We start from the raw sequence: 26159 nt of genomic DNA on the forward strand, positions 1-26159 counted from the left end.
CGTCCGGCGCAGTCGCGCGGACGCTGGCATGAAGGTGGGCTTGAGAGTGGCAGAGGCAATCCCGGAAACCGGCAATGTCCGCGACGACGAGGCACGCGCGGAGTATGTTTACCAGCTCGTTTTGGAAGGCATTGTCTCCGGCTCGTTCGCCCAGGGGTCCCGTCTCCGGGAGCGCGAGCTTTCGGAGATGTACAGCGTTTCCCGGATCCCTGTGCGGGAAGCGATCCAGCGGCTCGAACAGGATGGATTCGTCGCCACGTTCCCCCGCAGGGGTGCAGTGGTCCGGCAGCTGACGCTCACGGATGTCAACGAACTCTTCGATGTCCGTCTCTGCCTGGAGACCTTTGCCGCCCGCATGGCCGCCACCCGGGTGGCCCAAGGGAACGACGGCGGCCGGCTCGAAGAGCTGCTGGAAGCCTCAAAGGCGGCCATCGACGAAGGCCGGACTGACGACGTCGTACTGATCAGCGCCGAGCTCCACGCGGAAATCGTGCGCCTCTCCGGAAACCGGCTGCTGATCGAATCCGTGAAGCCGCTCTTTGGGCGCATGCGTTGGATCTTCGGCCTGGCCCACAACCGAAGCAACGAACTTCAACGCGACGAACACACTGAACTGTGCAACGCGATCCTGGCCGGGCGTCCGGAATTGGCCTACTCGCTGGCGTACTCGCACATTGAGTTGGGCCGCCAGCCCGTCCTGACCGGGCTGGCGGAGACCCTGGAACCCTAGCTCGAACCCCGGTCAGTCGTCCGCGTCGGGGTAGGAGTCTTCTTCTTCGTCGTCGTACCGGCCGGACTCCTCGACTTCCACCTCGAGGATCTTCAACAACTCCGTATCCGGGTTCAGCATGATGGCTGCCTCGTCCCGGCGGTGCTGCAGCACGGTATCGATGTAGGACTGAACGGTCTCGGCCAGCGGGATGTAGCGGTCCTGCTTCTGGCTCATGTACCAGCGGTGCTCCAGGACTTCGTGGACAACTTCCGCGGGTTCCAGTTTCCCGGCCAGGTGGCGCGGAATGGACCGGACGATCGGTTCGAAGATCTGGCTGACCCACGCGTGCGCGCTGATTTCCTCGTCCAGTTCCGGGTTGTTGTCCGCCCGGAACTGGTCCATGTCGTTGAGCAGCCGGCGTGCCTGGTTCTCCTGGGCGTCCAGGCCGGTCAGCCGCAACAGGCGGCGCTGGTGGTGCCCGGCGTCCACCACCTTGGGTTGGAGCTGGATGGTTGAGCCGTCGGCAGTAGTTTTGATGGCGTATTCCTCGACGTCGAATCCGAGCTCGTTGAGGCGCCGGATGCGTGCTCCAACGCGCCACCGTTCGCCGAGTTCAAAGGATTCCTTCTCCGTCAGCTCTGCCCAGAGACGGCGGTAGCTGTCCATGATGAGCTCGCTGGTGGCCACAGGATCCACTTTTTCCTCGATGAGGCCGCCGTCCAAGAGGTCCATGAGCTCACCGGCGATGTTCACCCGGGCAATTTCGAGATCGTACTCGCGCTGGCCCTGGGACAGGTCCGGGTACAACTCGCCCGTTTCCGCATCCACGAGGTAGGCGGCGAAGGCTCCAGCATCCCGGCGGAACAGGGTGTTGGAGAGCGAGACGTCGCCCCAGTAGAAACCGATCAGATGCAGGCGGACCAGCAGGAGTGCCTGGGCGTCGATCAGGCGGGTCAGCGTGTCCTTCCGCAGCATCTGTGAGAACAGGGCGCGGTACGGCATGGAGAACTTCAAATGCCGGGTAACGAGCACCGGATTCAGCGGTTTTCCGTCGGCCGTGGTTCGGCCCGTAATGACGGCCACTGGCTCAACGCAGGGAACATCCAAGCGGGCCAGCTTACGGAGCATGTGGTATTCGTGCCGGGCAACATGCTCGGATGTTTCCTTGATGGCGATCACCGAACCACCCAGATGGGCGAATCGGACGATGTGCCGGGATATACCGCGCGGGAGTGCCGCGAGGAACTCGGCAGGCCAGTCTTCAAGCGCGATATGCCACGGGAGGTCCAGCAGCTCAGGGTCGGCTGCCGCTGCCGTGATGTTCAGCGAGCCAATGACGCTCGCGGGGGGCGCTGTATCCTGTGCGCTTGCTGCCTCTTTCCGGGGGAGCTTGCCGATCTGCCCGTAGTCGGTTGGTTCGTCGTGCCACTGGGCTCCGTTTTGCTCGCTCATGCCTCAATTGTTCCGTACTCGGGGGTTCTGTTTGGTTCTGTGAACGGTTCCGCGGGCCGGGCGGACCATTCGACGTCGGGAGCGGCCTGGAAAGCGACGCCCTGGTTGGCGAGCCGCTCACCGAAAGCGCCCAGCCGGCCTCGGAAGTTATCAAGGCTGCGGCCTTCCTGCTGCGTCCAGCCGACCTCCGCGAGCGAGATGGCCCGCGGGTACATGAGCCAGAACGCCTGCTGGTTGCCGCGCACTGTTTCGGTCCACAGCGGACCTTCGACGCCCAGTATGTGGGTGTCTTCCAGGCCGCCTTGGACGGGGTTCCAATCGTAGTATTCAGCCCATGTGAAGGGGCCACCTTCTACCCAGGAGAGGCCGATGGGGCTCTCCGGACCGTACTTCTGGTCCAGGTAGGTGTTGGCCGCGGGGGACATGATGACCTGCGAACCGCCGTTTTTTGCCTGCCTGACCACCGGAGCAAGATCACCCCACCAGTACTGCACAACACTGCCCGCCGGGAGGTCCACGTCTGCGTACTCGTTCCAACCCACCACGGTTTTGCCGGTGGCCGAGCCGATCCTGGCGAACTCCCGCACCATGGCCACGTAGTTGTCGTGACCGGTTACATGCGCCTCGTCGCCTCCGATATGGATATACGGTCCATCGGTCATCGCTGCGACCTGCCCGAGCACCTCGGTGACGAACTCATATGTTGCAGGCAGGTCGGCTGTCAGTGTCGAGTAGCCGACCTCGCCGGTGGTGTTCATCGCTTTGGCTGCGCCATCCGGGTTGAGCTGGGGGATGGCGGCAAGCGCAGCGTTCACGTGGCCGGGGAGGTCGATCTCAGGGACCACAGTGATGTTGCGGGCCGCCGCATAAGCCTGGATGTCCCGAAAATTCTGTTGCGTGTAGAAGCCGGTGTGGCCCGGAGTGAGTCCCACTCCCGGGTGGTTCACGGCGCCGCCGATCGCCGTGAGGTTGCCGTAGTCGAGCCCCGACGGGTTGTTTGCTGGCTGGTGGATTTCAATGCGCCAGGCTTGGTCGTCCGTCAGGTGCAGGTGCAAGGCGTTCAGCTTGAATTGCGCCATGACATCGATCTGCTCCTTCACCTCGTCAACGGTGAAGAAACTGCGGGCCACGTCCAGCATCAGGCTGCGGTACGCGAAGCGCGGTGCGTCATGAATTTCGACGGCGGGAATCGGCCAGGTGCCATGGCCTGCGCCAGCGTCCGTGGATTCGGGCGATTCGGTGAGAGAGCGTTCGATGGAAGGGGCGAATAGCTGACGGAGGGTCTGGATCCCGTTGAAAAGTCCTGCAGGTGTTGACGCCCTCAGCCGTGCGCCGGCGTCCGTGACGGTGAGGGCGTAAGCCTCAGGGCCGCCGTCGGGCGTCTTGCTGAACTCCAACGCGATGTCTCCCGGGCGGAACTCCGTGGAAAGAGGCAGCCCGAAGCCCGTGCCGCGCCGCAGTATCGAGGCGAGTTGTCCGGCCACCGGCACGGCATCATCCGTGGCGACGATGCGCGAGGCAGGGGTGAGTTCGAAAGGTTCGCCACCCAGGGCGTTGACGTGAAGGGGCCGCGGGATCAGGGTCTCGGTCGTGTTCATACCGTTCTTTCGCCGGAGTCGGGTTAACGAGAGAGCGGCCCGACCGGTGTGGGTCGGGCCGCCTTCTGCTGGTGACGTCAGGTCCAGTGCTGGGTCGTGGGCTCTAGTCGCCCAGGCGCAGGCCGGTCTTGGTGTCGAAGAGATGCACGTGGCCGGACTGCGGGCGAACGGAGATGGACTCGCCCTTCATCGGAGGACGGCGGCCGTCCACGCGGGCAACGATGTCGTGGCTCTTGCCGTCGAGGATGGTGTGGCCGTAGACGTAGGCGTCAGCACCGAGTTCTTCGACGACGTCGACCTCAACCTGAAGGCCTTCGCCCTGCGGAGCGGTCTCGAGGTCTTCCGGACGGGTGCCGACCGTAACGGTCTTGCCCGTGGCGTCGTCGAGGACATCGTGCGGAACGGGGTAGACGGTGCCACCGAACTGGACGCCGCCGTCAACTACCGGCAGTTCCAACAGGTTCATGGCGGGGGAGCCGATGAAGCCTGCAACGAAGACGTTCTGCGGGCGGTCGTAGAGGTTGCGCGGGGTGTCTACCTGCTGGAGGAGACCGTCCTTGAGGACAGCAACGCGGTCGCCCATGGTCATGGCCTCAACCTGGTCGTGCGTCACGTAGACGGTGGTGACGCCGAGGCGGCGGGTCAGGGATGCGATCTGCGTACGGGTCTGCACGCGGAGCTTGGCGTCAAGGTTGGACAGCGGCTCATCCATGAGGAAGACCTGCGGGTTACGGACGATTGCGCGGCCCATGGCAACACGCTGGCGCTGGCCACCGGAAAGAGCCTTCGGCTTGCGGTCCAAGTACTGCTCGAGGTCCAGGAGCTTCGCGGCTTCGCGGACACGCTCGGCGCGCTCTTCCTTGGAGACGCCGGCGATCTTGAGGGCGAAGCCCATGTTGTCGGCAACAGTCATGTGCGGGTAGAGGGCGTAGTTCTGGAAGACCATCGCGATGTCGCGGTCCTTTGGCGGAACGTCGGTGACATCGCGGTCGCCGATCAGGATGCGGCCCGCGTTCACGTCTTCAAGGCCCGCGAGCATGCGCAAGGAGGTGGACTTACCGCAACCGGAGGGTCCAACGAGGACCAGGAATTCGCCATCGGCGATGTCGATGTTGAGCTTATCGACGGCGGGCTTATCAGTGCCCGGGTACAGACGCGTAGCGTTGTCAAAAGTAACTGTTGCCACAGTTATCAATCCCTTCACCGGCAGGTACGTGCCGGACGATCCGTAGTGAATGGTTCTTGTTTTTCAGTTGAAACTCCTCGGCCTGGGCCGAGGAGTCATGCGTGGCGTCGCACGATAATGTGCGTCACGTCACAAGCAAGAGTATGGCAGAGAGTTCGACCCCGTGTCGAATTGTTGCCAACATCACATTGTTGTTCTTGTCACACGTCATGCTTCCGTCGTGACGCGACGGCGTTCCCGCACCAGTGCTTCGAGAAGCTCGGCTACGTGGACAGGGGCTTCCACGCGGTACGGGGCCTGTGTGAAGTCCAACCCCACTTTGATGCCGACGTCGTCGCCGAGGAGGCGGCCCAGGGCGTCCTCGTCGGTCACGTCGTCTCCGGCGAAAAGGATGGCCGTGGCTCCCGTCGCCTGCCGAAGGAACTCCACCGCCTCGCCCTTGGAAGCGTGTACCACCGAAGTTTCGAGCACGCGCTTGCCGGTCTTCAGATAGACGCCGGGCCGGTCCTTCAACTCCGTCATCGCGGCCTCGACGGCGTCTTCGGCCACGTCGTCGTCGGCCAGCCTCGTGTGGAGGACCACCCCGGCGGGTTTGTCCTCCAGCACGGTGCCCGGTGCGACGTTCACGATCCCGGCCAGAACCTCGCGCACCGACGCCAGCCGCTCGCGCTGCTCCTCGTCCAATTCCAGCCCAAGGGAGCCTTCACCCAGCCAGACTTCGGCGCCGTGGCTGCCGATCAGGAGAGTGCTCGGCGGTGGAGAGGCGACCACGCGCAAGCTGTCCAGCGCGCGGCCCGAGATGAGTGCCGTCGTCGTACGCGGAAGGCCGGCAAGTTGCTCAAGCGCGGCAGCCGACCGCGGAAGCGGACGCGCGTCCTCGGCGCGGTCGACGATCGGGGAGAGCGTGCCATCGAAGTCCAGGGCAACCAAGAGCTCCTCCGTTTCCGCGATCCGGCGAACGGCATCCAGCAGTTGCGGCGAGAGCGACAAAGGAGTCTGTTCAGCTGTCATCGCGCACCACCTTCTCCTGGAGGGCGGAGAGGAATTCCGCGGACCAGTGGTCGACGTCGTGGTCCAGGATCTGCTTGCGCATGAGCTTCATGCGGCGGCGGGCCTCCTTGGGATCGAGGTTGACCGCTCGGAGGATGGCGGACTTGAGACCGTCGATATCGTGCGGGTTGACCAGGAGCGCCTGCTTGAGCTGGTCGGCGGCGCCGGTGAATTCACTCAGCACCAAAGCACCGTCATCACCGGAACGGGCCGTGACGTACTCCTTGGCCACAAGGTTCATGCCATCGCGCAGGGCCGTGACCAGCATGACGTCCGCCGCGAGGTAGAGGGCCACCATTTCCTCGACGGGGTAGCTGTGGTGCAGGTATCGGACTGCCGTGTTCTGGATGGTGTCGTACGTGCCGTTGATATGACCCACCGTGCCCTCGATCTCCTCGCGCAGGAGGCGGTACTGCTCCACGCGCTCCCGGCTGGGACTGGCCACCTGGATCAGCGTGGCATCCTCAACCTTGACCTGGCCGTCAGCGAGGAGTTCCTCGAAGGCCTTGAGCCGGTGGCCGATGCCCTTGGTGTAATCCAGGCGGTCCACGCCCAGGAGGATCGTCTTCGGATCCCCAAGGTCCTTGCGGATCTGCCGCGCCCGCTCGATGATGTCCGGGCGGCCTGCGAGTTGGCGGATCTGGTCCACGTCGATCGAGATCGGGAACGCCTGTGCACGGGCGATGTGCGTGACCTGGCCGTCCGGGCCCTTCACATGGATCTGTTGCTGCTTGACGCTCGCACCCAGGAAGCGCCGGGCCGAGCGCATGAAGTTCCCGGCGTCGCTCGGGCGCTGGAAGCCAAGCAGGTCCGCCCCGAGAAGACCGTCGATGATGTCCCGGCGCCAAGGCAGCTGGGCGAAAATTTCCGGGGGAGGGAACGGAATGTGGTTGAAGAAACCGATCTTGAGGTCCGGGCGGGCTTGCCGCAGCAGTCGGGGAACAAGCTGCAGCTGGTAATCCTGGACCCACACCGTGGCACCGTCCGCGGCGTGCCGGATGACGGCGTCGGCGAACTTCTTGTTCACCTGGCGGTAGGAGTCCCACCACGTACGGTGGAACTCAGGGGGTGCGATGACGTCGTGGTACAGCGGCCAGATGGTCGCATTGGAAAAGCCCTCATAGTAGAGCTCCACCTCGTGGCTGCTCAGCTGGACCGGCACCAGGTCCATGGCCTCGTGGCTGAACGGACGCACGGTCTCATCGGGCGCGCCATGCCAACCCACCCACGCGCCGTCGGTCTTCGTCATCATGGGCGCCAAGGCCGTAACCAGGCCGCCGGGCGAACGGCGCCAGCCGCCGTCGTCGCACCTGTCGACGGGCAGGCGGTTGGACACCACCATGAAATCGAACTTGCTCGCCGTCGGCTTATGGGTGGGTGAAGCCCTGACGCCTTCCTCCGGCTTGAGTTTTTCGCTTGCCAAATCCTGCATTACTGCTCCCTGGGGTTGCTGTGACTCACCTCCCAGCCTACCGGCGGAATCTTCACAGGCAGTTGATCGTTCAACAACCGGATCAGTGCGCGTGCGGCAAATATCCAAGATTGCTCCCGTAAACTGACCCCTGTTGCCACTACGACGCCGAGTAACCCGAGGAACTGATGAGCCCCGCAAACGAACCGCGCCTGTCCAAGGCCGAGAAGACAGCCCAGGCCAGGGAACAAGCGCGGAAAATCCGCGAAGAACAGCTGAAAAAGGACAAGCGCAACAAGATGCTGGTCCTCTGGGGCATCGTGGTTGCGGTTGTGGCGATCCTCGTCATCATCGCCCTGGTGGTGGTGCAGAACATCCAGAACAGCGCCCCGGTTGCGGACAGTGGTCCCACTCCGGCCAACGGCAACGTCCACGGCGGCGTAACACTCCTGGCAAACAGCGACGTTGTTAAATCCGCTCCTGCCACGGTGAACGTTGCCGACGTTCCTTCACCCGCCGCCACCAAACCGGCCACAGTCACCGCTCCGGGCGCTGAGGCCGAGGCCGGCAAGCCGGTGAAGGTTGTGGCGTACATCGACTTCATCTGCCCCATCTGCAAGCGTTTCGAGACCACCTACGGCGATTCGCTGACGAAGCTGCGTAACGACGGCAAGATCTCCCTGGAATACCGCGCGCTCGGATTCCTGGACCAGCAGTCCACCACCAACTACTCCTCGCGGGCTGCCAATGCTGCGGCCTGCGTGGTGAACTCCTCGCCTGAGAAGTACGCGGACTTCTTCAACCTCCTTTTCGAACGCCAGCCCGCGGAAGGCAGCGCCGGTATCTCGGACAAGGACCTCAAGGCCATGGCCACCGAAGTGGGAGCGGCCAACATCGACTCCTGCGTCGACAGCAAGCAGTACAGGCCCTACGTGAAGGTTGCCACGCAGGAAGCGGCCGCGATCGGCGTCACCGGCACCCCCACCGTCTTCATCGACGGAAAGCAGTGGGATGGCTCCACCGACCTGAACGCCGAAATCCAGACCGCGATCACCGCCAAGGGTTAAGTCCCGGACCAGAACGACGGCGGCCGGTTGCCCTTTGGGGGCGGCCGGCCGCTGTTCTTGTCCGGAGGCGCAGGCCCGTGAATTTCCTTGAGGGGGAAGGTCTGGGCTAACCTTGTCTAGCGTTGTTGACGCGCCTCCTTAGCTCAGTTGGCCAGAGCACCTGTCTTGTAAACAGGGGGTCGCCGGTTCGAATCCGGCAGGGGGCTCCGCTAAACCCCTCTACCCGGTGAAAGCCTTGGGTAGAGGGGTTTTTGCTGTCTTGGCACGGGGCCGCTGACCACGCCGCTTTCCGCCCGGAGTCCTCTGCCGCCGTTTTCGCCCGCACCTGTTTTAGGCTGGTCGTTCGGTGAGGGGAGAACGGTGTTTGATCCAGGCAGTCTGAAAGTGGCGTTGGTGGTGGTGACGCTGACGCTTTGTTGCCTCTTCTACAACTCATACCGCAGGTCGGGTTCGGCCTACACGGGCTGGTGGTCCCTGGCGTTGGCCTTCTGGTTGGCAGGGAACGGCTCCTTCTTCTTCATCGGTTTGGATCACCAGGCCTTGGCCAACCCTTTGGGCAACGCCCTCCTGGTGGGCGGCGCGTTCTGCGTTTGGGCCGGAGCCCGGTCCCTCCGACTCCTGCCCACCCGATGGTGGCAACTTGCGCTCGGCCCGGCCGTCACCGCCCTGGCCTCGGCGATGGAGAGTCCCACCCAAAACGCGTGGTCGGGCGGTCTCGCCTACCTTGTCATGATGGCAACGGGCATGGCGCTCGCCGCAAAAGAATTGCTGTTGTTGCAACGCGACGGCTCCAGGGCCCAGCGGCCCACGATGTTCGCCGCAGCTGCCATGGTCCTCTACTTCCTTGCGCGGGGCATCGTCTATCTCCTTGACGGCCCGGAAGGCAAAGTTTTCCAGACATACTTCAGCCCGGCGCTCACGTGCCTGATCCTGATATGGCTGCTGATCATTGTCTCGTTCAGCATGAACGAACTGAGCAACCGCCAGCTGATCAAGTCGCTCTCGGAACGCGCAACCCGCGACGGTCTGACTGGTTTGTTGAACCGCCAAGGCTTCCTGGAACTGGCAGAGCAGGAACTGAACAGCCTGCAAGGAACCGGGGCCGTCTACTCCGTGGTCCTGGCAGACCTGGACTATTTCAAAACCATCAACGACACCTATGGTCATTCCGCAGGGGATGCGGCCCTGAAAGCATTCGCCCGCGCAGCCGTTTCGTCGGTCCGGGCAACCGATTTGATCGGCCGGTACGGGGGAGAGGAATTCATCCTCCTCATTGCGGGAGCGGACAAGAACCGCGCTTTGGAAATCACAGCCACGATCACCCGGAAATTTGCGGACGGTTTGGGTGTTGCAGGGTTGTCGGCCTCAACCGCCAGTTACGGGATAGCCGTCGATTCCACCTCGGGTCCTGGATTGACCGCCCTTATCGACGCTGCCGACGCGGCATTGTATGAGGCGAAAGCCGCAGGGCGTGATACCGCCGTTATCGCCAGTCCGGCCTAGCCGCGGGCGACTGATGCCGGCTGTTTGTCCTCCATACTGGCTACATGGGCACAACCACCGTGTTGGTCGAAGGGGAAAGCGACAGGGTCGCCGTGGAGGTCCTGGCTGCCCGGCTGGGCCACGACCTGACCGCCGAGGGTGTGCAGGTGATGCCGATGGGAGGTGCCACGAGCATCATCCATTTCCTGGACCGCTATGGCCCCAACGGCGCCGCCCACCGCTTGCTCGGTTTGTGTGACGAGGGGGAGTCGCCGGGCATAGCCCGCGCCCTCAGCCGCGCCGGGATCGGGCCCGGCTCGCTGGCCGAACTCGGATTCTACGTCTGCCATGCAGACCTGGAAGATGAACTCATCCGGGCCCTCGGCACTGACCGCGTGCTGGATGTCATCGATGAGCAAGGCGAGCTGGCTTCCTTCAGGCTGCTCCAGCGGCAGCCTTCACTGCGGGACCGCCCCGTGACTGATCAGCTAAGGCGCTTTTTGGGCGGACGCAGCGGGAACAAGGTCCGGTACGCCAGGCTTCTGGTTGAGGCCCTGCCCGACGGCGAAGCCCCACTCCCGCTCCGGCGCCTGGTGGCGGCATTCGCAGCAGGCTCGTAACCCGCTTGACGGCGCGAGGCTGGAAACTACATAGTTCTCGGTGGGGGCGCACAGGGTACTCCCTGTAACCTTCAAGGAACTCCCACGAGCCTTCACGCCCCGGGTCCGGGCGAGCTGCCCGCCGCTGCATCCGATTTCGATGCCGAGAAGTACCGCAAGGGGCGGAGGAGCCTGGGGACAGGCTTGATAATCGTCGGTGCGGTCAACGCGGCGGGCCTCGCGTTTCTGTATGCGAAAGACTGGCACCTTCTGGCGACCATGGACGACACTGACAAGATCGTGGAATTTGGAGTGTTGGCGCTCAACGTTCTCTTCCTCGGCGCGCTGCTTGCCTGTGGTGTCTGGAACATTGTGGCCCGGCGCAGTACATCGATTGCGCCCCTGATTATCGGCCTGGTGTTGGCCGCGATGGGGCTCACCTTCGCTGTGATCAACGGCGTCGATTTAATGATGTCCACGGGCAGAATGCCGGCCGTTTTCGCCATCTTCATCAACGTGGCCCTGCTGATCCAGGCTATCCGTCTGCTCAGGATGAAGCCCGCGGCCGCCACGCCGGAACCGGCCCGCGAAAACGTCCACCCGTTCTACACGCCTTAAGGGAGCGAAAGCCTCACGCCGCTTGCTGAACCCGTACCGCCGTCCGCCCGCGCTGCCGCAACGCGAGCATCGGAAACAGCAGCACTGACAGCATGCCTGCACCAACCAGTGCTGAGGCGATGCCGCTGGAGATGATCCCGGTATCCTGCCCTATTCCCGTGACGGCAACGATGATCGGCAGGCCGGTGGCGCCGAACAATGCCACGGCACGCTTCTCGGCAAAGGAGGAACCCCGCGGCGCGGCCAGCAGCGAAGGAAGCCCCCGGACCACCAGCAGGAGCACAAGGAACAAAGGAACCAGGGCCAGCGTCAACGGACTGGATACGAGGGCGCCCAGATCGAAGTCGATGCCGGTATCAATGAAGAAGATCGGCACCAGGAACCCAAAAGCTATCGCGTCCACCTTGGCTTCGATGACCCTCCTGTCCTGCTCGGGCGCCCGCGCGATCACGACCTTCCATAAGATCCCGGCCGCGAACGCGCCCAGCAGCATGTCGAGCCCCAGCGTGATGCTCAGCACCACCAACACCGTGAGGATCAACATGATGGACCGCACGGCGAACTGGCTGCTCGTGTGGAGGGTCCGTGTTACCTGGGAGTGCAGAAACTCGTGCCGGGAACGGGCGGCCAGGAAGACGGCCAGTCCTGTAAGCACCACGAATCCAAGAAGAACCACGGTTGCCGGACCCAGTTCCTTGCCGCTGAAGAAAAGTGAGATTGCCACCAGCGGGCCAAACTCGCCGACGGCTCCCAGTGCGGTAACCGCGATTCCCAGGGGTGTTTTCGATTCGCCCGCGTCCCGGAGGATTGGCAGGAGTGTCCCGAGCGCGGTGGAGCAAAGGGCCACGCCAATGATGACCGCGGCTTCGAGCGAGGGGCCCAGGAGCAGCCCGGCCCCGACGCCCGCTGCCAGCGAGATGATCCAGCCGATTCCGGCACGGGCGGCAGGCCGTCCTCGGATCAGCCCGAAGTCGATTTCGTTTCCGGCGACGAAGAACAGCATGGCCAAGCCGAACTCGGCGAGCGTATCGGTGAACTCCACCGACTGCACCCACCCCAGAAGGCTGGGCCCGAGCAGGATGCCCAGGATGATCTCAAAAACCACCAACGGAACTTTGATGATGCGGTCGAGCAAGCGGACCGCCAGCGGAGCGGCAACGGCCAGCAAGGCGATCACCACCAGTGACGTCGTGAGACCCTGCATCAGCGGTACCTCCGCCGCTTCGAAGGAAAAGTACTCCAAAGCTACCGCCACTGCTCACACGGGCGCCACAAAGGCGGCCAGTTAAGCGGCTCCGCATGACCGGGACAATCACGACGGCGACGCCCCCAATCGGGAAGCGTCGCCGTCGTGAATCAAGCGGTGCTGAATTAAAGCGGTACTGAATTGAATCGGTACTGAACTAATCAGGGCGTTGGGCTGCCGCCGTTGACGTTCAGTGTTTCGCCCACCACGTAACTGGATTCCGGCGAAGCCAGGAACACGTAGGCCGGAGCAAGTTCCGCCGGCTGGCCCGCACGGCCCAAGGGGGTGTCCTTGCCGAACTCGGGCAGCGCCTCCTTGGGTTGTCCGCTGCTGACTTGGAGCGGAGTCCAGATCGGGCCGGGAGCCACGGCGTTGACCCGGATCCCCTTGGCGGCGAGCTGCTGTGCCAGGCCTTTGGTGAAGTTGTTGATGCTGGCCTTGGTGGTGGCGTAGTCAACCAGTGTCGGCGACGGGTTGTAGGCCTGGATCGATGTGGTGTTGATGATGGTGGAACCCTCCGGCATGTGGGGGAGGGCAGCCTTGGTCAACCAGAACATGGCGTACACATTGGTCTTGATGGTGTGGTCGAACTGCTCGTCGCTGATCTGGGCGAGTTCTTCCTGGGCCACCTGTTTGCCGGCGTTGTTGACCAGGATGTCGATTCCGCCCAGTTCGGAGACTGCGGTATCCACAACCGCCCGGCATGCTTCGGCGTCCTTCAGGTCTCCGGGAACCTTGACGGCCTTGCGGCCGGCGGCCTCAATGATGCCGGCAATGCGGGCCGCGTCCTCTTCCTCCTCGGGGAGGTAGGACAGCACGACGTCGGCACCCTCCCTGGCGAATGCGATCGCCGTTGCTGCGCCGATTCCGGAGTCGGCGCCGGTGACGATTGCCTTGCGGCCGTCGAGCCGTCCGGTACCGCGGTATGTGTCTTCGCCGAGATCGGCCTTGGGGGTGAGCTCCGCATCGAGTCCCGGTTCGGGTTGGTGCTGCTTTGGCGGCGAAATGTGCTCGTAGGCAGTCACGGGATTGCGGAACGTGTACTGGTCGGTCATTGGTGGTCCTCCTGGTGCTTAAGGCGTGGAACACGATGAAGCCACATCAAATTACTAAGTAGGCTTATATTTTTCAGCCTATCGCTCTTTGCGCTTCTCCATGAAATGGGCGGTGATGCCCGTAGCCAGCAGGACAAAGCCGATGAATCCGAGTGGTGAGGGATGAATGGGGATGGCCAGCAGGAGCATCGTGACGCCGAGGGTGATCGCGATGATGTTGAGCACCTTTGGCGCCTTTGGGCGACGGGATGGTTTGCCCGTCTCCAGTTGCCGCGCCAGCGCCGGGTCCTGAATAAAGAGCTCGCGCTCCAGCTCCTGCAATACCCTGCGTTCCTGGTCTGACAGCGGCATGCTGGTCCTTCCCATCCAACCCAAAAGACGGACTTGCTGCGGACTGGCCGGCGAACGTCGCCGAAAGACGACGCGCAACACATTAAGCTAAGCATGCTTACTATTGACCTGCAAGCATTGATTCAAAGAGTCGCGGGCGCGCGGGTTAGGCTGGATTATCCGGCTGAAGCAAGCGGCCGCAGCCACTACTGTGCGGAGCTGCTCCACATGCCCGATGATTCACAACTGAGCGCCCTCGCGGCTTCGTCTTTCTCCTTGCCTGAGTTGCGGGACGGACAGCTGGACGCCATGGCGGCACTCGCAAACGGCCGCGATGTCCTGGCCGTCATGCCCACGGGCTACGGGAAATCCGCTACATACCAGGTACCGGCACTGTATTTGCACCTTGGGCGCCAAGGAAGCGCAAGCGGACGTTCCGCCGTCGTGGTTTCGCCGCTTATCGCGCTGCAGGAAGACCAGTTGGACGGCCTGAACGGCCAGCTGGGCGACGGCGCCGCCGTCGCCATAAACTCTGCCCGCAGCGACTCGGAAGTCGAGGCTGCCTGGGAAGCCATTGAGACCGGCAAGGCAATATTCCTCTTCCTCGCGCCCGAACAGCTGGCCAAGCAGGAAACGGTGGATCGGATCGGCAAGCTGGACATCAGCATGTTCGTCGTGGATGAAGCGCACTGTGTTTCGTCCTGGGGCCACGACTTCCGGCCCGACTACCTGGACCTGGGAAATGTCCGCAAGAGGCTCGGCAATCCACCGGTGGCAGCGCTCACTGCGACTGCTTCGCCTCCTGTACGGGATGAGATTGTTGAACGGCTCAACATGCAGGATCCGCTTGTCCTGGTCCGGGGCTTTGACCGGCCCAATATCAGCCTTGAAGTGGTCCGGCACCAGGAAGACAAAGCCAAGCGGTCCGCTGTCCTGGAGCAGGTTGCCGGCCTGGCAAAGGCGGGGGAGAAGGGCCTGCTCTATGCGGCCAAGCGCAAGGACACTGAAAACTACGCCGCAAGGTTGAAGGACGCGGGGCTGCGGACCGAGGCCTATCACGCCGGCCGTTCGGCTACCGATCGGGAGCGCATCCACGAGCAGTTCCTGGCCGATGAACTGGACGTCGTGGTCGCGACGACCGCGTTCGGCATGGGCATCGACAAGCCCAATGTCCGGTTCGTGGTCCATGCAGACATTCCCGAATCGCTGGACGCCTACTACCAGGAGATCGGCCGCGGCGGACGCGACGGTGCGCCGGCGAAAGCAACGCTGCACTACCGTGCCGAAGACCTTGGATTGAGGAAGTTTTTCGGAACCCACGCCCCGGATGGAGACGCGTTGCTGGCCGTGCTCAAGGTCTTGAAACACGCCGGCCAGGCGGCGCCTAAAACCGCCATTGCCGAGCTGACCGGATTCAAGGCACGACGCGTCACGGCGCTGGTGAACCAGCTCGAGGAATCCAACGCAGTGAGCGTCGGCAAGCGCGGTATCAGGCTCGCTTCCAAGGCCAAACTTCCTGCCCTGGTGGCCCAGGCTGTTGAGCTCGCCGAGGCACGGCAGCGCGTGGATGAATCCCGCCTCACCATGATGCGTGCATATGCGGAGACCGATGGTTGCCGCAGGCAGTTCCTGCTCGGGTACTTCGGCGAGGAACTCCCGGAACCGTGCGGAAATTGCGATGCCTGCGCGGAGGCAAACCAGCGCACCAAAGCTCCGATTGCCGAGGCAGGAGCCCTCGACGGCGGCGGCTCGCCTTCGGATCAGCCCTTCCCGCTGCAGTCCTCGGTGGTCCACAAGGAATGGGGGCCGGGGCTGGTCATGCGGTATGAGGATGACGTCATCACGGTGCTGTTCGAGCACGAGGGCTACAAGACCCTTTCCCGCACGGCCGTAGTGGAGAATGAACTCCTGAAGCCCGCCTAGGTATTCAATTCGAGCATCAAGCCGGGAAGTTGGTCCGCGAGTTCGCGCGCGAGGAATCCCAAGGGGCCGAGCTTGCTCGCCAACCGATCCGCTGCGGCTGCATGAAGGTGCGTCCCCCAGCAAGCTGCCTGGGCGTGGGTGGTTCCCCGCGCACGGAGTCCGGCAATGGTTCCGGCCAGGACGTCACCGCTGCCGGATGTGCCCAGTCCGCCGTAACCCGTGGTGATCTTCCATAGTCCGGAGTCATCGGCCGTACCGCCATGGGGAGTGGCAATGTACCCCTGGCAGCTGACGACGGCGTCGAACCTCTGAGCCACTTCGACGACGTCCTGCTCCAGGTCCTCGATGTCACGGCCCAGCAGGATACCGAGCTCCGTGGGGTTGGGAGTGAGGATCAGCCGACCGCGCCATTGATCCACGTCCCGTAGCTTGGGCAGCGCGCCCAGCGCGTATGCGTCAAGGACGACGGCGGGCTTCCCTGCTCCGCTCTCCTCCCGCTCAAGGAGGGCAACCAGGAGGTCCTCGGTGAGTTCGGAGTTGTCCAAACCCGGGCCTATGAGGACTGCATCCGCGCGGTCCAGGTAAGGGCCGATCCGGTCCAACCCTTCGCCGGTCACTGAGCCCGCCGCGTCTTCCGGGAGGCCGATCGATCCGCACTCCGGCAGCTCAACCCCCAGCTGGACGGATACCGACTCGGCCACGGCGAGCGTCAGTTTTCCGGCACCGGCCCGGAGGGCGGACGTCCCCGCGAGCAAAGCGGCGCCCGGCGTCGAACGTCCGCCCCCGACCACCAGCACAGCGCCACGGGAATACTTGTCCTCGCCGGGAGCCGGCAACGGCCAGTCGCGCAGCAGCGACGGCGTGACGAGCGTCGGACTGTCATTGCGGGTGGACACTGGCGTCCCCCGCGTGTTCAGTTACGGCTACACCCTGCTCGGTGAGGTGGTCGGCCACGTTAAAGCTTTCCAATGTCCAAGGGCCGGCACCGGATGGCCGGACGTAGCGGGTGATGGAAGCATTCAGTACGGAGGTGGTGGCTGCCAGGTCCAGGATCTCGTCTTCGGACATGCCCTCCAGCACGTAGCGGACCAGCAGAATCACGGCGTCATGGCAGACCAGCATGACCCGCCGCCCGCTGTTCAAGGTATTTAGTTCGGCAAGGACTGAACGGAGCCTCAGCGCCACATCGGCCCATGATTCCCCACCCGGCGGCCGGTAATACAGCTTGCCCAACCACAACCGACGCTCCGCCTCTTCCGGGAACCGTGCTTGGACGCCCCTGCTGGTCAGCCTGTCCAGGATGCCCAGTTCACGGTCCCGGAGCCGTTCATCGCTAAGTACTTTGGCGGACCAGCCTGCTGACTCGATGGCGATCTCCGCCGTCTGCCGGGCCCTGGCGTACGGTGATGAAACCACGGCATCAGGTCGCGAATCCTCGGCAATCCTGGCCAAGGCCGTACCCAGCGCCTTCGCCTGTTCCTGTCCGGTCCCGGAGAGGTTCACATCGGCGTCGCGGGCCGGTACATCAATGATCTCGGCTCCCGCCAGGCGGGCTTCCGTGGCCGCGACGTTTCCTTCGCTCTCACCGTGCCGGATCAACAGCAGCTCGACGGCACCTGCCTCCTGCACCGCATCCGTCAGACCGTCGTCGTTCATCAACAATTCTCCCCTCGGCTTGTCCTGCGGAACGCGCAACCCTACCCACTGCGTACCCACCGTTCCCGAAGATAAACGCACGACGGCGGGCTGCCGCCGTCGTTGTTCGATTCGTGGGGTACCCGCGGTTCCCGACTGGAAACCGAATGACGGGCAGCCGAACGTCAAGGCCTGTTGCCGGGCTCCGAGGTGAAGTAAGTTGCTGGAATGGACGACACATACCAAGTCATTGTGGTCGGTGGCGGTTTTGCAGGCGTTGCAGCAGCCAAGGAGCTGGGACGCAAGGGCGTCCGCGTCCTGCTGATCGACTCGAACAACTACCACCAGTTCCAGCCCCTGCTCTACCAGGTGGCCACTTCCCAGATTGGAGTTTCGGCCATTGCGCGGCCGCTGCGCTCCGTTTTCCGGCGCTACAAGAGCGTCAAAGTGCTGACGGCGAAAGTTGCTTCAGTAGACACCACGCGGAAGACCGTCACGACGGCGGACGGCCGCACCTTCGAGGGCCGGTTCCTGGTCCTGGCAGTGGGTGCGGTGCCCAACTTCTTCAACACGCCCGGGGCCGAGGAACACGCCTATCCGCTGTACTCCGTCACGGATGCCACCAAACTGGGGAGCGGGCTCACCCGCCTCCTTGACCAAGCCGACCTGGCTGCCGACGGCATGGTGGACGTAGTGGTGGTGGGTGGCGGCCCCACGGGCGTGGAAACAGCCGGGGCAATGGCCGAGAACGTCAAATACGTGGTGAAGAAGTATTTCTCCCCCGAACTCGCAGCTCGGTGCCGGGTGCACTTGGTGGACATGGTGCCCGTGGTGCTGAACGCCTTCTCGAAGAAGTCGCAGGACTACGCAGCCGACCACCTGGGAAAGGTCGGCGTCCAACTGCACATGGGGCAGGGCGTCACGGAAGTGCGTTCCGATGGCGTTTCCTTGGCAGACGGGACGTTCATTCCGGCGCAGATCGTGGTCTGGGCGGGTGGTTTGAAGGCCGGTGACCTGATTTCCGGTTCGGGGCTCACGCAGGGGAGGGGCGGGCGCATCGACGTCCGGCCGGACCTTACAGCTCCCGATGCGGAGGGCGTGTATGTGCTCGGTGATGCCGCGAACATCACCGATGACGCCGGAAACAAATTGCCCCAGTTGGGTTCGGTGGCCCAGCAAGCGGGGAAATGGGCAGCGGGAAACATCATTGCCGAGCTCAACGGAGAAACCCGCAAGCCTTTCCATTACGTGGATAAGGGCTACATGGCAATGGTCGGACGCGGTGCGGCTGTGGCCGAGCTTGGCCGTAAGCGCATCCAGTTGCAGGGGACGTTTGCCTTCCTATCGTGGCTCCTGGTGCACTTGGCCCTGCTGTCCGGGCTGCAGCAGAAGGCCCGTGCCCTGTTCTCCTGGCTCAACGGATATATCCTTCACAGCCCTGCGCAGGTGGTTGTCAGTGGGCCGGTGGACAAGGAGTTGGGTCAGGAACCCGGTGCCCCTGGGTCTCCTGGTTCCCGCGGCTCGGAAGGGCAGGCGTCCGCCGGGTAATAGGCTGGGGGAGAACCCCCAACAAGGAGCGACATGTCACTGAAGGACCGTCTCAAAGCAGACGTTGTTGAACACATGAAGGCCGGCAACAAGATCGCCCTGACCACCGTGCGGAACGTGCTGGGGGAAATCACCACGCGCGAGAAGTCCGGGAAGACGCCCGTGGACCTGGACGACGCACAGGTGACGGCACTCCTCCAGAAGGAAGCTGCCAAACGACGCGACACGGCAAAAATCTACACCGAAGCCGGAGAAAGCGACCGCGCCGCTGCGGAAGTGGCCGAGGCTGAAGTCATCGAGGCTTATCTGCCCAAGCCGCTGACGCGCGAGGAAGTCGAGTCGATCGTCGACGAAGAGATTGCGGCGCTGAGGGCTGACGGTCAGGAACTGTCCATGCGTTCCATGGGGACTGTCATGAAGCCTGTCACGGCCAAGGTCGCCGGCCGTTTCGACGGCAAGGCCGTCAGCGAGATCGTGCGTGGCCGTTTGGCTTGACGTTTTCGGGGCTGCCCGGCGTTAGCCGACGCCGAGCAGCCCCCGCAGGGTGTCCGCATTCCGCACGGCGTTCCCGCCGCCGTCGTTGTTGAAGTACGCAAACACATCCCTCCCGGCGCCGCTCCACTCGCCGATGCGGTCCGCCCACCAGCGCATGTCGTCCTCGGAGTAGGAGCCACCGTAAAGGTGCTGCTGGTCGGGCCCGTGCAACCTGACGTAGACGAAGGGCGCGGTGGCCCGCAGGATGCACGGCAGGTTCGCGCCGCTCATGATGCAATACGCTGCCTGGTGGTTTTCCAGGATTGCGTAGACGTCGGGATGGTCCCAGCTCTCGTGGCGGAACTCGACCGAGACCCTTATCCAGTCGGGAACTGCGCCGAGGAAGTAGTCCAGCCGGGCATCGTCGCGGGCGAAGTCGGGCGGGAGCTGGGCGAGGAGGACGGCCCGCTTGTCACCGAGTTCGTGCCAACAACGGCTGATCCGCTCAATCCAGACTTCCGGGGCATAGAGCTTCTTGCCGTGCGTGAGGCCACGGGGCGCCTTCACTGACATGGCGAAGCCTGGCGGAAGCCGGTCCCGCCAACCAGCGAACGTCGTGTCCCTGGGCCAGCGATAGAAGCTGGCGTTCAGCTCCACAGTGCTGAACCTCGCTACATAGGCTTCCAGCCGCTTTGCCGTCGGGAGGCCCTGTGGGTAAAGCACGTTGTTCCAGTGGTCGTAGCTCCAGCCTGAAGTGCCGATGTGGATACCCATGCTTGGATGTTAGTTGGCCGGTGCGGATTATCCACAGGCCCGATGTCCCCGGCTGTCCCGGCACTTCACTCCCTGGGTGCCCCCACGGGCTTTAGTGCCGCCCGATATTCCTTGCAATGAGGGCCTGGAGGTCCTCGGCCACTTTGCGCTGGCGGGCGCTTCGCGTCGGTGCGGCAGTCCGGGGCCGGGAAGTCCCGTATCCCACGTGCCTGGTTTTTGAGGTGGGCTTCGCGCCGGCCTGTGGTTCGCGGGCGAACGCTGCATCGCGTTCGATCCGGGGATCACGAAGGGGCGCGTCGACAGTGACGGTGCCCTGCAAGGGGTCGTGGAAAAGTGGGAGATTCATGGGTCCGTTCCGGGAAATGCAGGCCGCACAAGGCCGCCATAAAACGCTCGACAGGATCTGAACTTCGATCCTTGCATACCTGGATTAGCGGTGAAATGGACAGATGCATATGAGAATGCCAAACGGCTGTGCACATGTCCACCTGGGCGTCTAGCCCCAAAGAGCCTTGCGGAGCAGCGTCTTAAGCTGGGTCACTTCGTCCGCGTCCAGATGGGCGAGCTGCTGCTGTTCGCAACTGTCCAGTTCGGCGCGGATCTTGTTGTGGATCCGGCGTCCTTCCGCCGTGGAGACGATCGCCCGGGAGCGCCTGTTTCGTTGGCCCGGTACCCGCTCCACCAGGCCACGATGCTCCAGGTCGTCCACCAATCCGGCCACCTGGTTGAGGTCGAGACTGAGGAATTCCGCGATCTCGCGCTGGGTTGCTTCCAAGCCGCTGCAGGCCAGCGTGAGCACCGAAAACGTGCGCTCGCGCAGCCGGAAATCGCTGAGGATGCGCTTGTTCAGGGCCGAGCCGGCGTCGTACAGCTTTCCAAGCAGGAGGCCCACGTCGTTGCCGATCTCTGCCGCCGCCAGGCGCGGTGTTTCGACGTCGGCTGTAAGCGGAACCATGACAACTCCAAAAGTAGAAAAGACCACGACCCCGACATTTTTTCAGAGATGTGCCGGCCCCCATGACCACGTTAAGGATCTCACGACGCTGCGCGTCATCCCGACCGCGGTTCGTTTTGAGCGTCGGCTAGGGTGCTGTGAAGACTCACTCTCAGCTAGTCAAAAGGGGTTCCACCATAAATGGGCGCGCTCGGATATCTCGCCGCTTCGGTTCCACCACGCATGGCGAGTGCCGGTGCCGCAGTAGGCCTGCCCATCCTGGCCGTCCAGCAATTGGGGGACGTCGCCGTCGGCGGTTTGCTCGTTGCCGCTTCGCTGGGCCCGAGCGTGCTCGCCGCTCCCCTCGTCGGCACGGCGCTTGACCGTGCCAGCAGGCCAGGCCTGCTGGTGGCGGGATCGGGTCTGCTGACCGCGCTGGCCTTCGCTGCAGCGGCGTTCATCGGCCAGGTCCCACTGCCGATCGTGTTCGTGCTTCTGGTCCTGGCCGGTGCCGTATCGCCTTTTTACATGGGTGGGCTCTCCAGTTTCGTATCCGGCGTGATCCCGGACGGTCGCCGCGCTTTCGCCTACGACGCGCTGTCCTACAACGTTTCCGCCGTGGCCGGACCGGCGTTGGTGGCGGTCATCTCGGCTCTTCTGCCGGCACAGGCTGCGCTTGGGGTGTTGGCGGTTGCCTCGGTGCTCGGAGCGCTTGCCGTGCGGGCAGTGGGATTGCGGCCCCACGCCCGGGCAGGCGGCTCGCCCTGGCAGGCCATCAAGGCGGGGTTGCACAGGATCTTCTCGCATCGCCCACTGGCCGTAGTGACTGTCTCCTCCACCTTGACCCAACTCGGGCAGGGCGGCCTGGCAGTTGCGGCCATCGCGTTGTCGATCGAAAGGGTGAGCTCGCCGAGCGAAGGCGCGGCGGTGGTCACGTCCTTCGCGGTCGGCAGCCTTCTGGGGGCGCTCTACGAGACGGCGCGGCCCACCCGGCGCCCACCCGAATTCGTGATGCTTGCAGGATTCCTGGCCACCGGAGTGTTGACCGCGGTGGCCGCCTTCAATATCGGAACGTTGTGGACCATCATCGCGATCGGACTCTCCGGTGTTTTCACGGCGCCGACCGCAGCAGCCATGCTCTTCTTGCGGAACCGGCTGAGCCCGGCACATTTGAAATCACAGATTTTCACGGTGAGTGCCGGCTTCCGAGCCAGCGCGTCAGCCGGTGGAGCCGCGATCGCGGCCTCAGCCGCAGGGCTCGGCGGGGCGGTCATGGTGGTTGCGATGGGCGTCATTTGGATTATTTCCGCCGCGATGATGGGCGCGTACCCGAAAACGTCCCCGTACGAAAAGTGACATCGCCGGACACATTCCGTCAAAGGGATAAATCCCGGTTAATTTTGTCCATCCGACTGCTTTATGTCGCGCACTGGCACTACGATAAGCAGCGACTCAATCGTTGAGTGCAATTATTTGGGATCGACTCAAACCTAACCGGGGGATTTACCAATGAGCTACCAGCAACAACCGCAACAGACCCAGCCCTACGGCGCGCAAGCGGGCGAACCGCCTTTGTGGGCTCCTTACTACGGTGCACCCATTGGCGCTGCCATCCAGCGCTTCTTCAAGAAGTACGCCACTTTCACCGGCCGGGCGAGCCGCAGCGAATACTGGTGGTGGACGCTGGTAGCGGGCATCGTCGGAATCGTGTTGAACATTCTCTTTACATCGGGCATCTCAGTTGATTCGGACGGAGTTCCGGTTCTTGGCCCGACCTACGTTGTCGGTCTGATCCTTGCTGTGATCTGGGGCCTCGCGACGATCGTCCCGTCCATCGCCCTGACCGTCCGTCGTTTGCATGACGGCAACTTCAGCGGCTGGCTCGTCCTGCTGATCCTGGTTCCGGTCCTTGGCGCCCTGGCTGTCTTCGTCCTCGCACTCCTCCCGTCCAACCCGGCCGGCCAGCGGTTCGACGTTCCTACCGCCTAGCACCGCGCATCACCTGAAAGAGGGACGGCACACCGCGTGCCGTCCCTCTTTCGGGTTCGCCGGGACAAAGCGGGTTCACAAGCCAAAGCCGTGGCATGCTGAAGTCCACCCCCAACGACGAGGAGAGCCATGTCCAGCCCTCCACAGGCCAGGAGCATCAAACGCTGCGCCGTCGTAGGTGGCGGAATCATCGGCGTGGCAGTCGCCCGCGAGCTGACCAACAAACTCGACGGGGCCCAGGTCACGCTGTACGAGAAAGAAGACAGGCTCGCCGGACACCAAACCGGACACAACTCGGGAGTGGTCCATGCCGGCCTTTATTACGAGCCAGGGGGACTTAAGGCGACATTGTGCCGCAGGGGAGTGGGTCTGCTCCAGGAATTCTGCGCTGCCAGGAACCTGCCTTACGACGCCTGCGGGAAACTGGTCATAGCCCAGACCCCGGAAGAATCACGGCGCCTGGACAACATCTTTGCCCGGGCCACGGCAAACGGTGTTCCCGGCGTCAGGATGCTCAGCGCGGGCCGGATCGGCGAGGTGGAGCCGAACGCCGTCGGGCTTTCCGCTTTGCACTCGCCCGAAACCGCGATCGTGGACTATGCGGCCGTCACCAATGCCCTCGCCGACGATGTGGTGGCCGCAGGCGGGCAGATCCGGCTGGGGCAGGAGGTTACTTCCCTGGAGCAGCAAGGGCGTGGAGTAGTGGTCCGCACCAAGGACAGTGGAGAGCATTACGACCTCGTGGTGGCCTGCGCCGGGCTGCAATCCGACAGGCTCGCGGAGGCCACGGGCGAGCCGCGGACCCCGAGGATCGTTCCCTTCTTCGGGCAATACTTCCTGCTCGGCGATGAAGCGCGGGACAAGGTCAATGGCCTCATCTATCCGGTGCCTGACCCCAGGCACCCATTCCTCGGTGTCCACCTGACCAAACGGATCGACGGCGAGATGATGCTGGGTCCCAACGCCTTCATTTCATTCGGGCGTGAGTCGTACTCATGGAAGGACTTTGACGCGAGGGACGTGCTGGACTACGCGTTGTTCCCGGGCTTCTGGAATTTCGCGCGGCAGAATGTGCCCTCAGCTGTCCGTGAGTTCCAAACGGTGATAAGCAAAAAGAAATTCATCAGGGAAGCCATGCGGTTCGTGCCCGCGCTGGAAGGCGCCAAGGTAGTTCCCGGAACGCGGGGCGTGCGGGCGCAGGCGATGAACGGTGACGGCTCGCTGGTGGACGACTTTGTGATTTCACGACGCCGGGACACGGTTTTGGTGCGAAACGCGCCTTCGCCGGGGGCTACCTCGTCCATGGCAATCGCCGAGTACATTGTCCAGCAGGCGCTGCAGCCTTAGGGCGAATTTACAAACCGGTGACAAGCGGGAAACCGGCCCCACACGAGCGCTGGATACCTTGGCCGCATGATCATCACCAGGGTTATTCAAACTGCTGCCCGCGTTGGCGCGTCCGTTGGCAAAGTCATCGAGTCTGCCTACACCCTGGACTGCGCGGACACGGCTGCGCGCCGGCCGGCGGATACGCAGGATTGGAGCTGGCTGCCTGCACTCAGCGGCGTCACCGTTGCCAGTGCGCAGGCCATCCGGTCCCATGCCCAGGAGCCCCCCAACCGCCTGTGAAATAGCCGGAATTGTCGCGTTGGACACACTATTCGTTCAAGGCGCAGGGTATGCCCTAAACTGCTGCACTGAGGTGCCGGGAATGGCACTTATGCAGCAACGAAAGCGAACCCAATGGCTACTGATTACGACGCTCCGCGCAAGACCGAAGAAGAGTCTCCCGCCGAATCGCTTGAGGCCCTCCAAGCCTCCCGTGGGGCTGCTGCCCAGACGGCAGTCATTGACGTTGATGACAACGACACCGCGGAGGGAATCGACCTCCCGGGCGCTGATCTTTCAAATGAAGAACTGACCGTGGTGGTTGTCCCGGAGCAATCGGACGAATTCACCTGCGCGTCTTGTTTCCTTGTCCGCCACCGGTCCCAGGTGGCATTGGAAAAGAACGGCATGAAGTACTGCAAGGACTGCGAAGGGTAATCGGCAGGAATTAAGCAAGCAGCCCCGTCAGGCTATTGGAGCCGGACGGGGCTTTTGCATGTCCGGCTCATGAGCCGTGGCGCAAAAGTCACGCAAAGATCACGTGATCTTTGATTACGAACCGGTTGTCGAGGGGTCGGAAAGAGGGCCTGAGAGGACAATTCGCCAACGCCCTGACGGCTCTTTTGTGACACGCAAATCCCCCCTTTAACGGTTTAGTCCCGAAGCGGATACAGCCGGAGCAAACACCCCGGCACACTCTTAGTCTTGAGTTATCCAACCTGCCTTGAAGGGGGCAAAAAATGAGGAAATTCAGCGCCGGGGTAGGAGCCGTCATCGCGGTTTCCGGGCTCGGCCTGGCGGCGCCGGGACCGGCCTCGGCGGCAAGTTATTGCGGCATCATGTGGGGCTCCCTGGCCAAGGCGGACCCTGACATGAGCTCAGCCAATGTCACCAACGTCCGCACGGGCCAGCAGGCTTGCTACGACCGCTTGGTGATCGACCTTTCCGGCAAAGTGGCCGGCTATTCCGTGCAGTACGTTCCCGTCGTGGTCCAGGACGGATCGGGCTTCCCCATCCCGCTCCTTGGCGACGCAGATCTCCAGGTCACCGTGACCGCACCTTCCTACAACCAGGACGGCCAAGGCACCTATGTGCCTGCTGCCAAGGCGGAGTTGTCCGACGTCAGCGGTTACCAGACCTTCCGCCAGGTGGCGTACGCGGGAAGTTTCGAGGGGTATACGAGCATCGGGCTGGGCGTGCGTGCCCGGCTTCCTTTCAGGGTCTTCACCTTGGACGGGCCCGACGGCGGTTCACGCCTGGTGGTGGACGTGGCACACCACTGGTAATCCGCCTGCAAATGCGGCCAAACAGCGGGAAAGCTGCCAGTTCGTACGGAAGTTCGGTATATATCAAGCTGTTTGTGACAGCTGGGGGGTTTTTCTGTGGTTGATTCCGGCGGTGGCTGGTATTCCTGGCGCGGTGGGTCTGCGGTGGTATCTGTGAGGGTTGCGGGCGTAGCAGGCATCGA

At 63.3% G+C, this 26159-nt stretch carries 27 protein-coding genes and 1 tRNA gene; 15 read left to right on the forward strand and 13 right to left on the reverse strand.

Annotated features, from left to right (window positions below; genetic code table 11):
• Window positions 1–46: 46 nt before the first annotated feature.
• Window positions 47–730, forward strand: a complete 684-nt coding sequence (locus ACIPY2_RS21310; RefSeq protein WP_400268400.1) for a GntR family transcriptional regulator — start codon at window positions 47–49, stop codon at window positions 728–730.
• Between the two features lie 12 nt (window positions 731–742).
• On the opposite strand, the gene ACIPY2_RS21315 is transcribed toward ACIPY2_RS21310, so the two are convergent.
• The 5 genes from ACIPY2_RS21315 to ACIPY2_RS21335 all read right to left on the reverse strand — a co-directional run bounded on the left by ACIPY2_RS21315 (window position 743) and on the right by ACIPY2_RS21335 (window position 7430).
• Window positions 743–2164 (reverse strand): DUF4032 domain-containing protein, encoded by a 1422-nt coding sequence (locus tag ACIPY2_RS21315; protein WP_400268401.1) that lies wholly within the window; start codon window positions 2162–2164, stop codon window positions 743–745.
• On the reverse strand, window positions 2161–3762 hold the full coding sequence (locus tag ACIPY2_RS21320) for a beta-N-acetylhexosaminidase (protein WP_400268402.1): 1602 nt from the start codon (window positions 3760–3762) through the stop codon (window positions 2161–2163). Before ACIPY2_RS21320 ends, ACIPY2_RS21315 begins: the two co-directional genes overlap by 4 nt.
• A 103-nt stretch (window positions 3763–3865) precedes the next feature.
• Window positions 3866–4948, reverse strand: coding sequence for an ABC transporter ATP-binding protein (locus ACIPY2_RS21325; RefSeq protein ID WP_400268403.1), 1083 nt, complete (start codon window positions 4946–4948; stop codon window positions 3866–3868).
• A gap of 207 nt (window positions 4949–5155) precedes the next feature.
• Window positions 5156–5959, reverse strand: coding sequence for a trehalose-phosphatase (gene otsB / locus ACIPY2_RS21330; RefSeq protein WP_400268404.1), 804 nt, complete (start codon window positions 5957–5959; stop codon window positions 5156–5158).
• Entirely contained in the window at window positions 5949–7430 is a 1482-nt protein-coding gene (locus ACIPY2_RS21335; protein ID WP_400268405.1) for a trehalose-6-phosphate synthase, read from the reverse strand. Before ACIPY2_RS21335 ends, otsB begins: the two co-directional genes overlap by 11 nt.
• A gap of 167 nt (window positions 7431–7597) precedes the next feature.
• On the opposite strand from ACIPY2_RS21335, the gene ACIPY2_RS21340 reads away from it, so the two are divergent.
• From ACIPY2_RS21340 to ACIPY2_RS21360, 5 genes are all read left to right on the forward strand, one after another.
• Window positions 7598–8476: a DsbA family protein gene (locus ACIPY2_RS21340; RefSeq protein ID WP_400268406.1), complete on the forward strand. Its 879-nt coding sequence runs from the start codon at window positions 7598–7600 to the stop codon at window positions 8474–8476.
• A 132-nt stretch (window positions 8477–8608) separates the two neighbouring features.
• Window positions 8609–8682 (forward strand) — tRNA-Thr (locus ACIPY2_RS21345).
• Window positions 8683–8836: 154 nt separating this feature from the next.
• A complete protein-coding gene (locus ACIPY2_RS21350; RefSeq protein ID WP_400268407.1) occupies window positions 8837–9979 on the forward strand; it encodes a GGDEF domain-containing protein in 1143 nt (380 codons plus the stop codon).
• 44 nt (window positions 9980–10023) lie between these two features.
• Complete coding sequence (locus ACIPY2_RS21355; protein ID WP_400268408.1) at window positions 10024–10578, forward strand: TOPRIM nucleotidyl transferase/hydrolase domain-containing protein; 555 nt, start codon at window positions 10024–10026, stop codon at window positions 10576–10578.
• Window positions 10579–10761: 183 nt separating this feature from the next.
• Entirely contained in the window at window positions 10762–11175 is a 414-nt protein-coding gene (locus ACIPY2_RS21360; protein ID WP_400268409.1) for a hypothetical protein, read from the forward strand.
• A 13-nt stretch (window positions 11176–11188) separates the two neighbouring features.
• On the opposite strand, the gene ACIPY2_RS21365 is transcribed toward ACIPY2_RS21360, so the two are convergent.
• The 3 genes from ACIPY2_RS21365 to ACIPY2_RS21375 form a co-directional block, all read right to left on the reverse strand.
• Window positions 11189–12418, reverse strand: a complete 1230-nt coding sequence (locus ACIPY2_RS21365; RefSeq protein ID WP_400268410.1) for a cation:proton antiporter — start codon at window positions 12416–12418, stop codon at window positions 11189–11191.
• A 164-nt stretch (window positions 12419–12582) separates the two neighbouring features.
• On the reverse strand, window positions 12583–13476 hold the full coding sequence (locus tag ACIPY2_RS21370; protein ID WP_400268411.1) for a glucose 1-dehydrogenase: 894 nt from the start codon (window positions 13474–13476) through the stop codon (window positions 12583–12585).
• 78 nt (window positions 13477–13554) lie between these two features.
• Window positions 13555–13827, reverse strand: coding sequence for a DUF3040 domain-containing protein (locus ACIPY2_RS21375; protein WP_400268412.1), 273 nt, complete (start codon window positions 13825–13827; stop codon window positions 13555–13557).
• A gap of 207 nt (window positions 13828–14034) precedes the next feature.
• Between ACIPY2_RS21375 and ACIPY2_RS21380 the strand changes: the two genes are divergently transcribed.
• Complete coding sequence (locus tag ACIPY2_RS21380; protein WP_400268413.1) at window positions 14035–15729, forward strand: RecQ family ATP-dependent DNA helicase; 1695 nt, start codon at window positions 14035–14037, stop codon at window positions 15727–15729.
• Here the strand turns inward: ACIPY2_RS21380 and ACIPY2_RS21385 are convergent.
• A complete protein-coding gene (locus ACIPY2_RS21385; protein WP_400268414.1) occupies window positions 15726–16625 on the reverse strand; it encodes an NAD(P)H-hydrate dehydratase in 900 nt (299 codons plus the stop codon). The two genes, ACIPY2_RS21380 and ACIPY2_RS21385, sit on opposite strands and share 4 nt — an antisense overlap.
• Window positions 16609–17385, reverse strand: a complete 777-nt coding sequence (locus tag ACIPY2_RS21390; protein ID WP_400268415.1) for a histidine phosphatase family protein — start codon at window positions 17383–17385, stop codon at window positions 16609–16611. The genes ACIPY2_RS21385 and ACIPY2_RS21390 overlap by 17 nt, the downstream gene beginning before the upstream one ends.
• 207 nt (window positions 17386–17592) lie before the next feature.
• On the opposite strand from ACIPY2_RS21390, the gene ACIPY2_RS21395 reads away from it, so the two are divergent.
• Window positions 17593–18912: an NAD(P)/FAD-dependent oxidoreductase gene (locus tag ACIPY2_RS21395; RefSeq protein WP_400268416.1), complete on the forward strand. Its 1320-nt coding sequence runs from the start codon at window positions 17593–17595 to the stop codon at window positions 18910–18912.
• 33 nt (window positions 18913–18945) lie between these two features.
• Complete coding sequence (locus ACIPY2_RS21400; protein WP_400268417.1) at window positions 18946–19407, forward strand: GatB/YqeY domain-containing protein; 462 nt, start codon at window positions 18946–18948, stop codon at window positions 19405–19407.
• A gap of 21 nt (window positions 19408–19428) precedes the next feature.
• Here ACIPY2_RS21400 and ACIPY2_RS21405 read toward each other — a convergent pair whose 3' ends face one another.
• From ACIPY2_RS21405 to ACIPY2_RS21415, 3 genes are all read right to left on the reverse strand, one after another.
• Window positions 19429–20160 (reverse strand): DUF72 domain-containing protein, encoded by a 732-nt coding sequence (locus ACIPY2_RS21405; protein ID WP_400268418.1) that lies wholly within the window; start codon window positions 20158–20160, stop codon window positions 19429–19431.
• A gap of 91 nt (window positions 20161–20251) precedes the next feature.
• Window positions 20252–20506 carry a hypothetical protein gene (locus ACIPY2_RS21410; RefSeq protein ID WP_400268419.1) on the reverse strand — a complete coding sequence of 85 codons (255 nt, stop codon included), beginning with the start codon at window positions 20504–20506 and terminating at the stop codon, window positions 20252–20254.
• 150 nt (window positions 20507–20656) lie between these two features.
• Window positions 20657–21115: a MarR family winged helix-turn-helix transcriptional regulator gene (locus ACIPY2_RS21415; RefSeq protein ID WP_400268420.1), complete on the reverse strand. Its 459-nt coding sequence runs from the start codon at window positions 21113–21115 to the stop codon at window positions 20657–20659.
• 180 nt (window positions 21116–21295) lie between these two features.
• Here ACIPY2_RS21415 and ACIPY2_RS21420 point away from each other — a divergent pair, with 180 nt between their 5' ends.
• From ACIPY2_RS21420 to ACIPY2_RS21445, 6 genes are all read left to right on the forward strand, one after another.
• A complete protein-coding gene (locus ACIPY2_RS21420; protein ID WP_400268421.1) occupies window positions 21296–22450 on the forward strand; it encodes an MFS transporter in 1155 nt (384 codons plus the stop codon).
• A 153-nt stretch (window positions 22451–22603) separates the two neighbouring features.
• Window positions 22604–23083 (forward strand): DUF805 domain-containing protein, encoded by a 480-nt coding sequence (locus ACIPY2_RS21425; RefSeq protein ID WP_400268422.1) that lies wholly within the window; start codon window positions 22604–22606, stop codon window positions 23081–23083.
• A gap of 129 nt (window positions 23084–23212) precedes the next feature.
• Window positions 23213–24430: an L-2-hydroxyglutarate oxidase gene (lhgO, locus tag ACIPY2_RS21430; RefSeq protein ID WP_400268423.1), complete on the forward strand. Its 1218-nt coding sequence runs from the start codon at window positions 23213–23215 to the stop codon at window positions 24428–24430.
• A 66-nt stretch (window positions 24431–24496) separates the two neighbouring features.
• On the forward strand, window positions 24497–24712 hold the full coding sequence (locus tag ACIPY2_RS21435) for a hypothetical protein (protein WP_400268424.1): 216 nt from the start codon (window positions 24497–24499) through the stop codon (window positions 24710–24712).
• Window positions 24713–24826: 114 nt separating this feature from the next.
• The gene (locus tag ACIPY2_RS21440; protein WP_347109881.1) at window positions 24827–25129 is read left to right on the forward strand and encodes a DUF4193 domain-containing protein; all 303 of its coding nucleotides are present in this window, start codon (window positions 24827–24829) and stop codon (window positions 25127–25129) included.
• 302 nt (window positions 25130–25431) lie between these two features.
• Window positions 25432–25977 (forward strand): hypothetical protein, encoded by a 546-nt coding sequence (locus ACIPY2_RS21445; RefSeq protein ID WP_400268425.1) that lies wholly within the window; start codon window positions 25432–25434, stop codon window positions 25975–25977.
• Window positions 25978–26159: the final 182 nt, after the last annotated feature.

The sequence above is a fragment of the Paenarthrobacter sp. NPDC089675 genome, from assembly GCF_044749185.1.
Classification (GTDB): Bacteria; Actinomycetota; Actinomycetes; order Actinomycetales; family Micrococcaceae; genus Arthrobacter.

Excerpts from the sequence above, each read along its gene's own strand:
- ACIPY2_RS21315 (WP_400268401.1), bottom strand. The coding sequence starts at position 2,164 with ATGAGCGAGCAAAACGGAGCCCAGTGGCACGACGAACCAACCGACTAC.
- ACIPY2_RS21320 (WP_400268402.1), bottom strand. The coding sequence starts at position 3,762 with ATGAACACGACCGAGACCCTGATCCCGCGGCCCCTTCACGTCAACGCC.
- otsB (WP_400268404.1), bottom strand. The coding sequence starts at position 5,959 with ATGACAGCTGAACAGACTCCTTTGTCGCTCTCGCCGCAACTGCTGGAT.
- ACIPY2_RS21335 (WP_400268405.1), bottom strand. The coding sequence starts at position 7,430 with ATGCAGGATTTGGCAAGCGAAAAACTCAAGCCGGAGGAAGGCGTCAGG.
- ACIPY2_RS21340 (WP_400268406.1), top strand. The coding sequence starts at position 7,598 with ATGAGCCCCGCAAACGAACCGCGCCTGTCCAAGGCCGAGAAGACAGCC.
- ACIPY2_RS21355 (WP_400268408.1), top strand. The coding sequence starts at position 10,024 with ATGGGCACAACCACCGTGTTGGTCGAAGGGGAAAGCGACAGGGTCGCC.
- ACIPY2_RS21370 (WP_400268411.1), bottom strand. The coding sequence starts at position 13,476 with ATGACCGACCAGTACACGTTCCGCAATCCCGTGACTGCCTACGAGCAC.
- ACIPY2_RS21375 (WP_400268412.1), bottom strand. The coding sequence starts at position 13,827 with ATGCCGCTGTCAGACCAGGAACGCAGGGTATTGCAGGAGCTGGAGCGC.
- ACIPY2_RS21380 (WP_400268413.1), top strand. The coding sequence starts at position 14,035 with ATGCCCGATGATTCACAACTGAGCGCCCTCGCGGCTTCGTCTTTCTCC.
- ACIPY2_RS21390 (WP_400268415.1), bottom strand. The coding sequence starts at position 17,385 with ATGAACGACGACGGTCTGACGGATGCGGTGCAGGAGGCAGGTGCCGTC.
- ACIPY2_RS21395 (WP_400268416.1), top strand. The coding sequence starts at position 17,593 with ATGGACGACACATACCAAGTCATTGTGGTCGGTGGCGGTTTTGCAGGC.
- ACIPY2_RS21400 (WP_400268417.1), top strand. The coding sequence starts at position 18,946 with ATGTCACTGAAGGACCGTCTCAAAGCAGACGTTGTTGAACACATGAAG.
- ACIPY2_RS21405 (WP_400268418.1), bottom strand. The coding sequence starts at position 20,160 with ATGGGTATCCACATCGGCACTTCAGGCTGGAGCTACGACCACTGGAAC.
- ACIPY2_RS21410 (WP_400268419.1), bottom strand. The coding sequence starts at position 20,506 with ATGAATCTCCCACTTTTCCACGACCCCTTGCAGGGCACCGTCACTGTC.
- ACIPY2_RS21415 (WP_400268420.1), bottom strand. The coding sequence starts at position 21,115 with ATGGTTCCGCTTACAGCCGACGTCGAAACACCGCGCCTGGCGGCGGCA.
- ACIPY2_RS21420 (WP_400268421.1), top strand. The coding sequence starts at position 21,296 with ATGGGCGCGCTCGGATATCTCGCCGCTTCGGTTCCACCACGCATGGCG.
- ACIPY2_RS21425 (WP_400268422.1), top strand. The coding sequence starts at position 22,604 with ATGAGCTACCAGCAACAACCGCAACAGACCCAGCCCTACGGCGCGCAA.
- lhgO (WP_400268423.1), top strand. The coding sequence starts at position 23,213 with ATGTCCAGCCCTCCACAGGCCAGGAGCATCAAACGCTGCGCCGTCGTA.
- ACIPY2_RS21435 (WP_400268424.1), top strand. The coding sequence starts at position 24,497 with ATGATCATCACCAGGGTTATTCAAACTGCTGCCCGCGTTGGCGCGTCC.
- ACIPY2_RS21440 (WP_347109881.1), top strand. The coding sequence starts at position 24,827 with ATGGCTACTGATTACGACGCTCCGCGCAAGACCGAAGAAGAGTCTCCC.
- ACIPY2_RS21445 (WP_400268425.1), top strand. The coding sequence starts at position 25,432 with ATGAGGAAATTCAGCGCCGGGGTAGGAGCCGTCATCGCGGTTTCCGGG.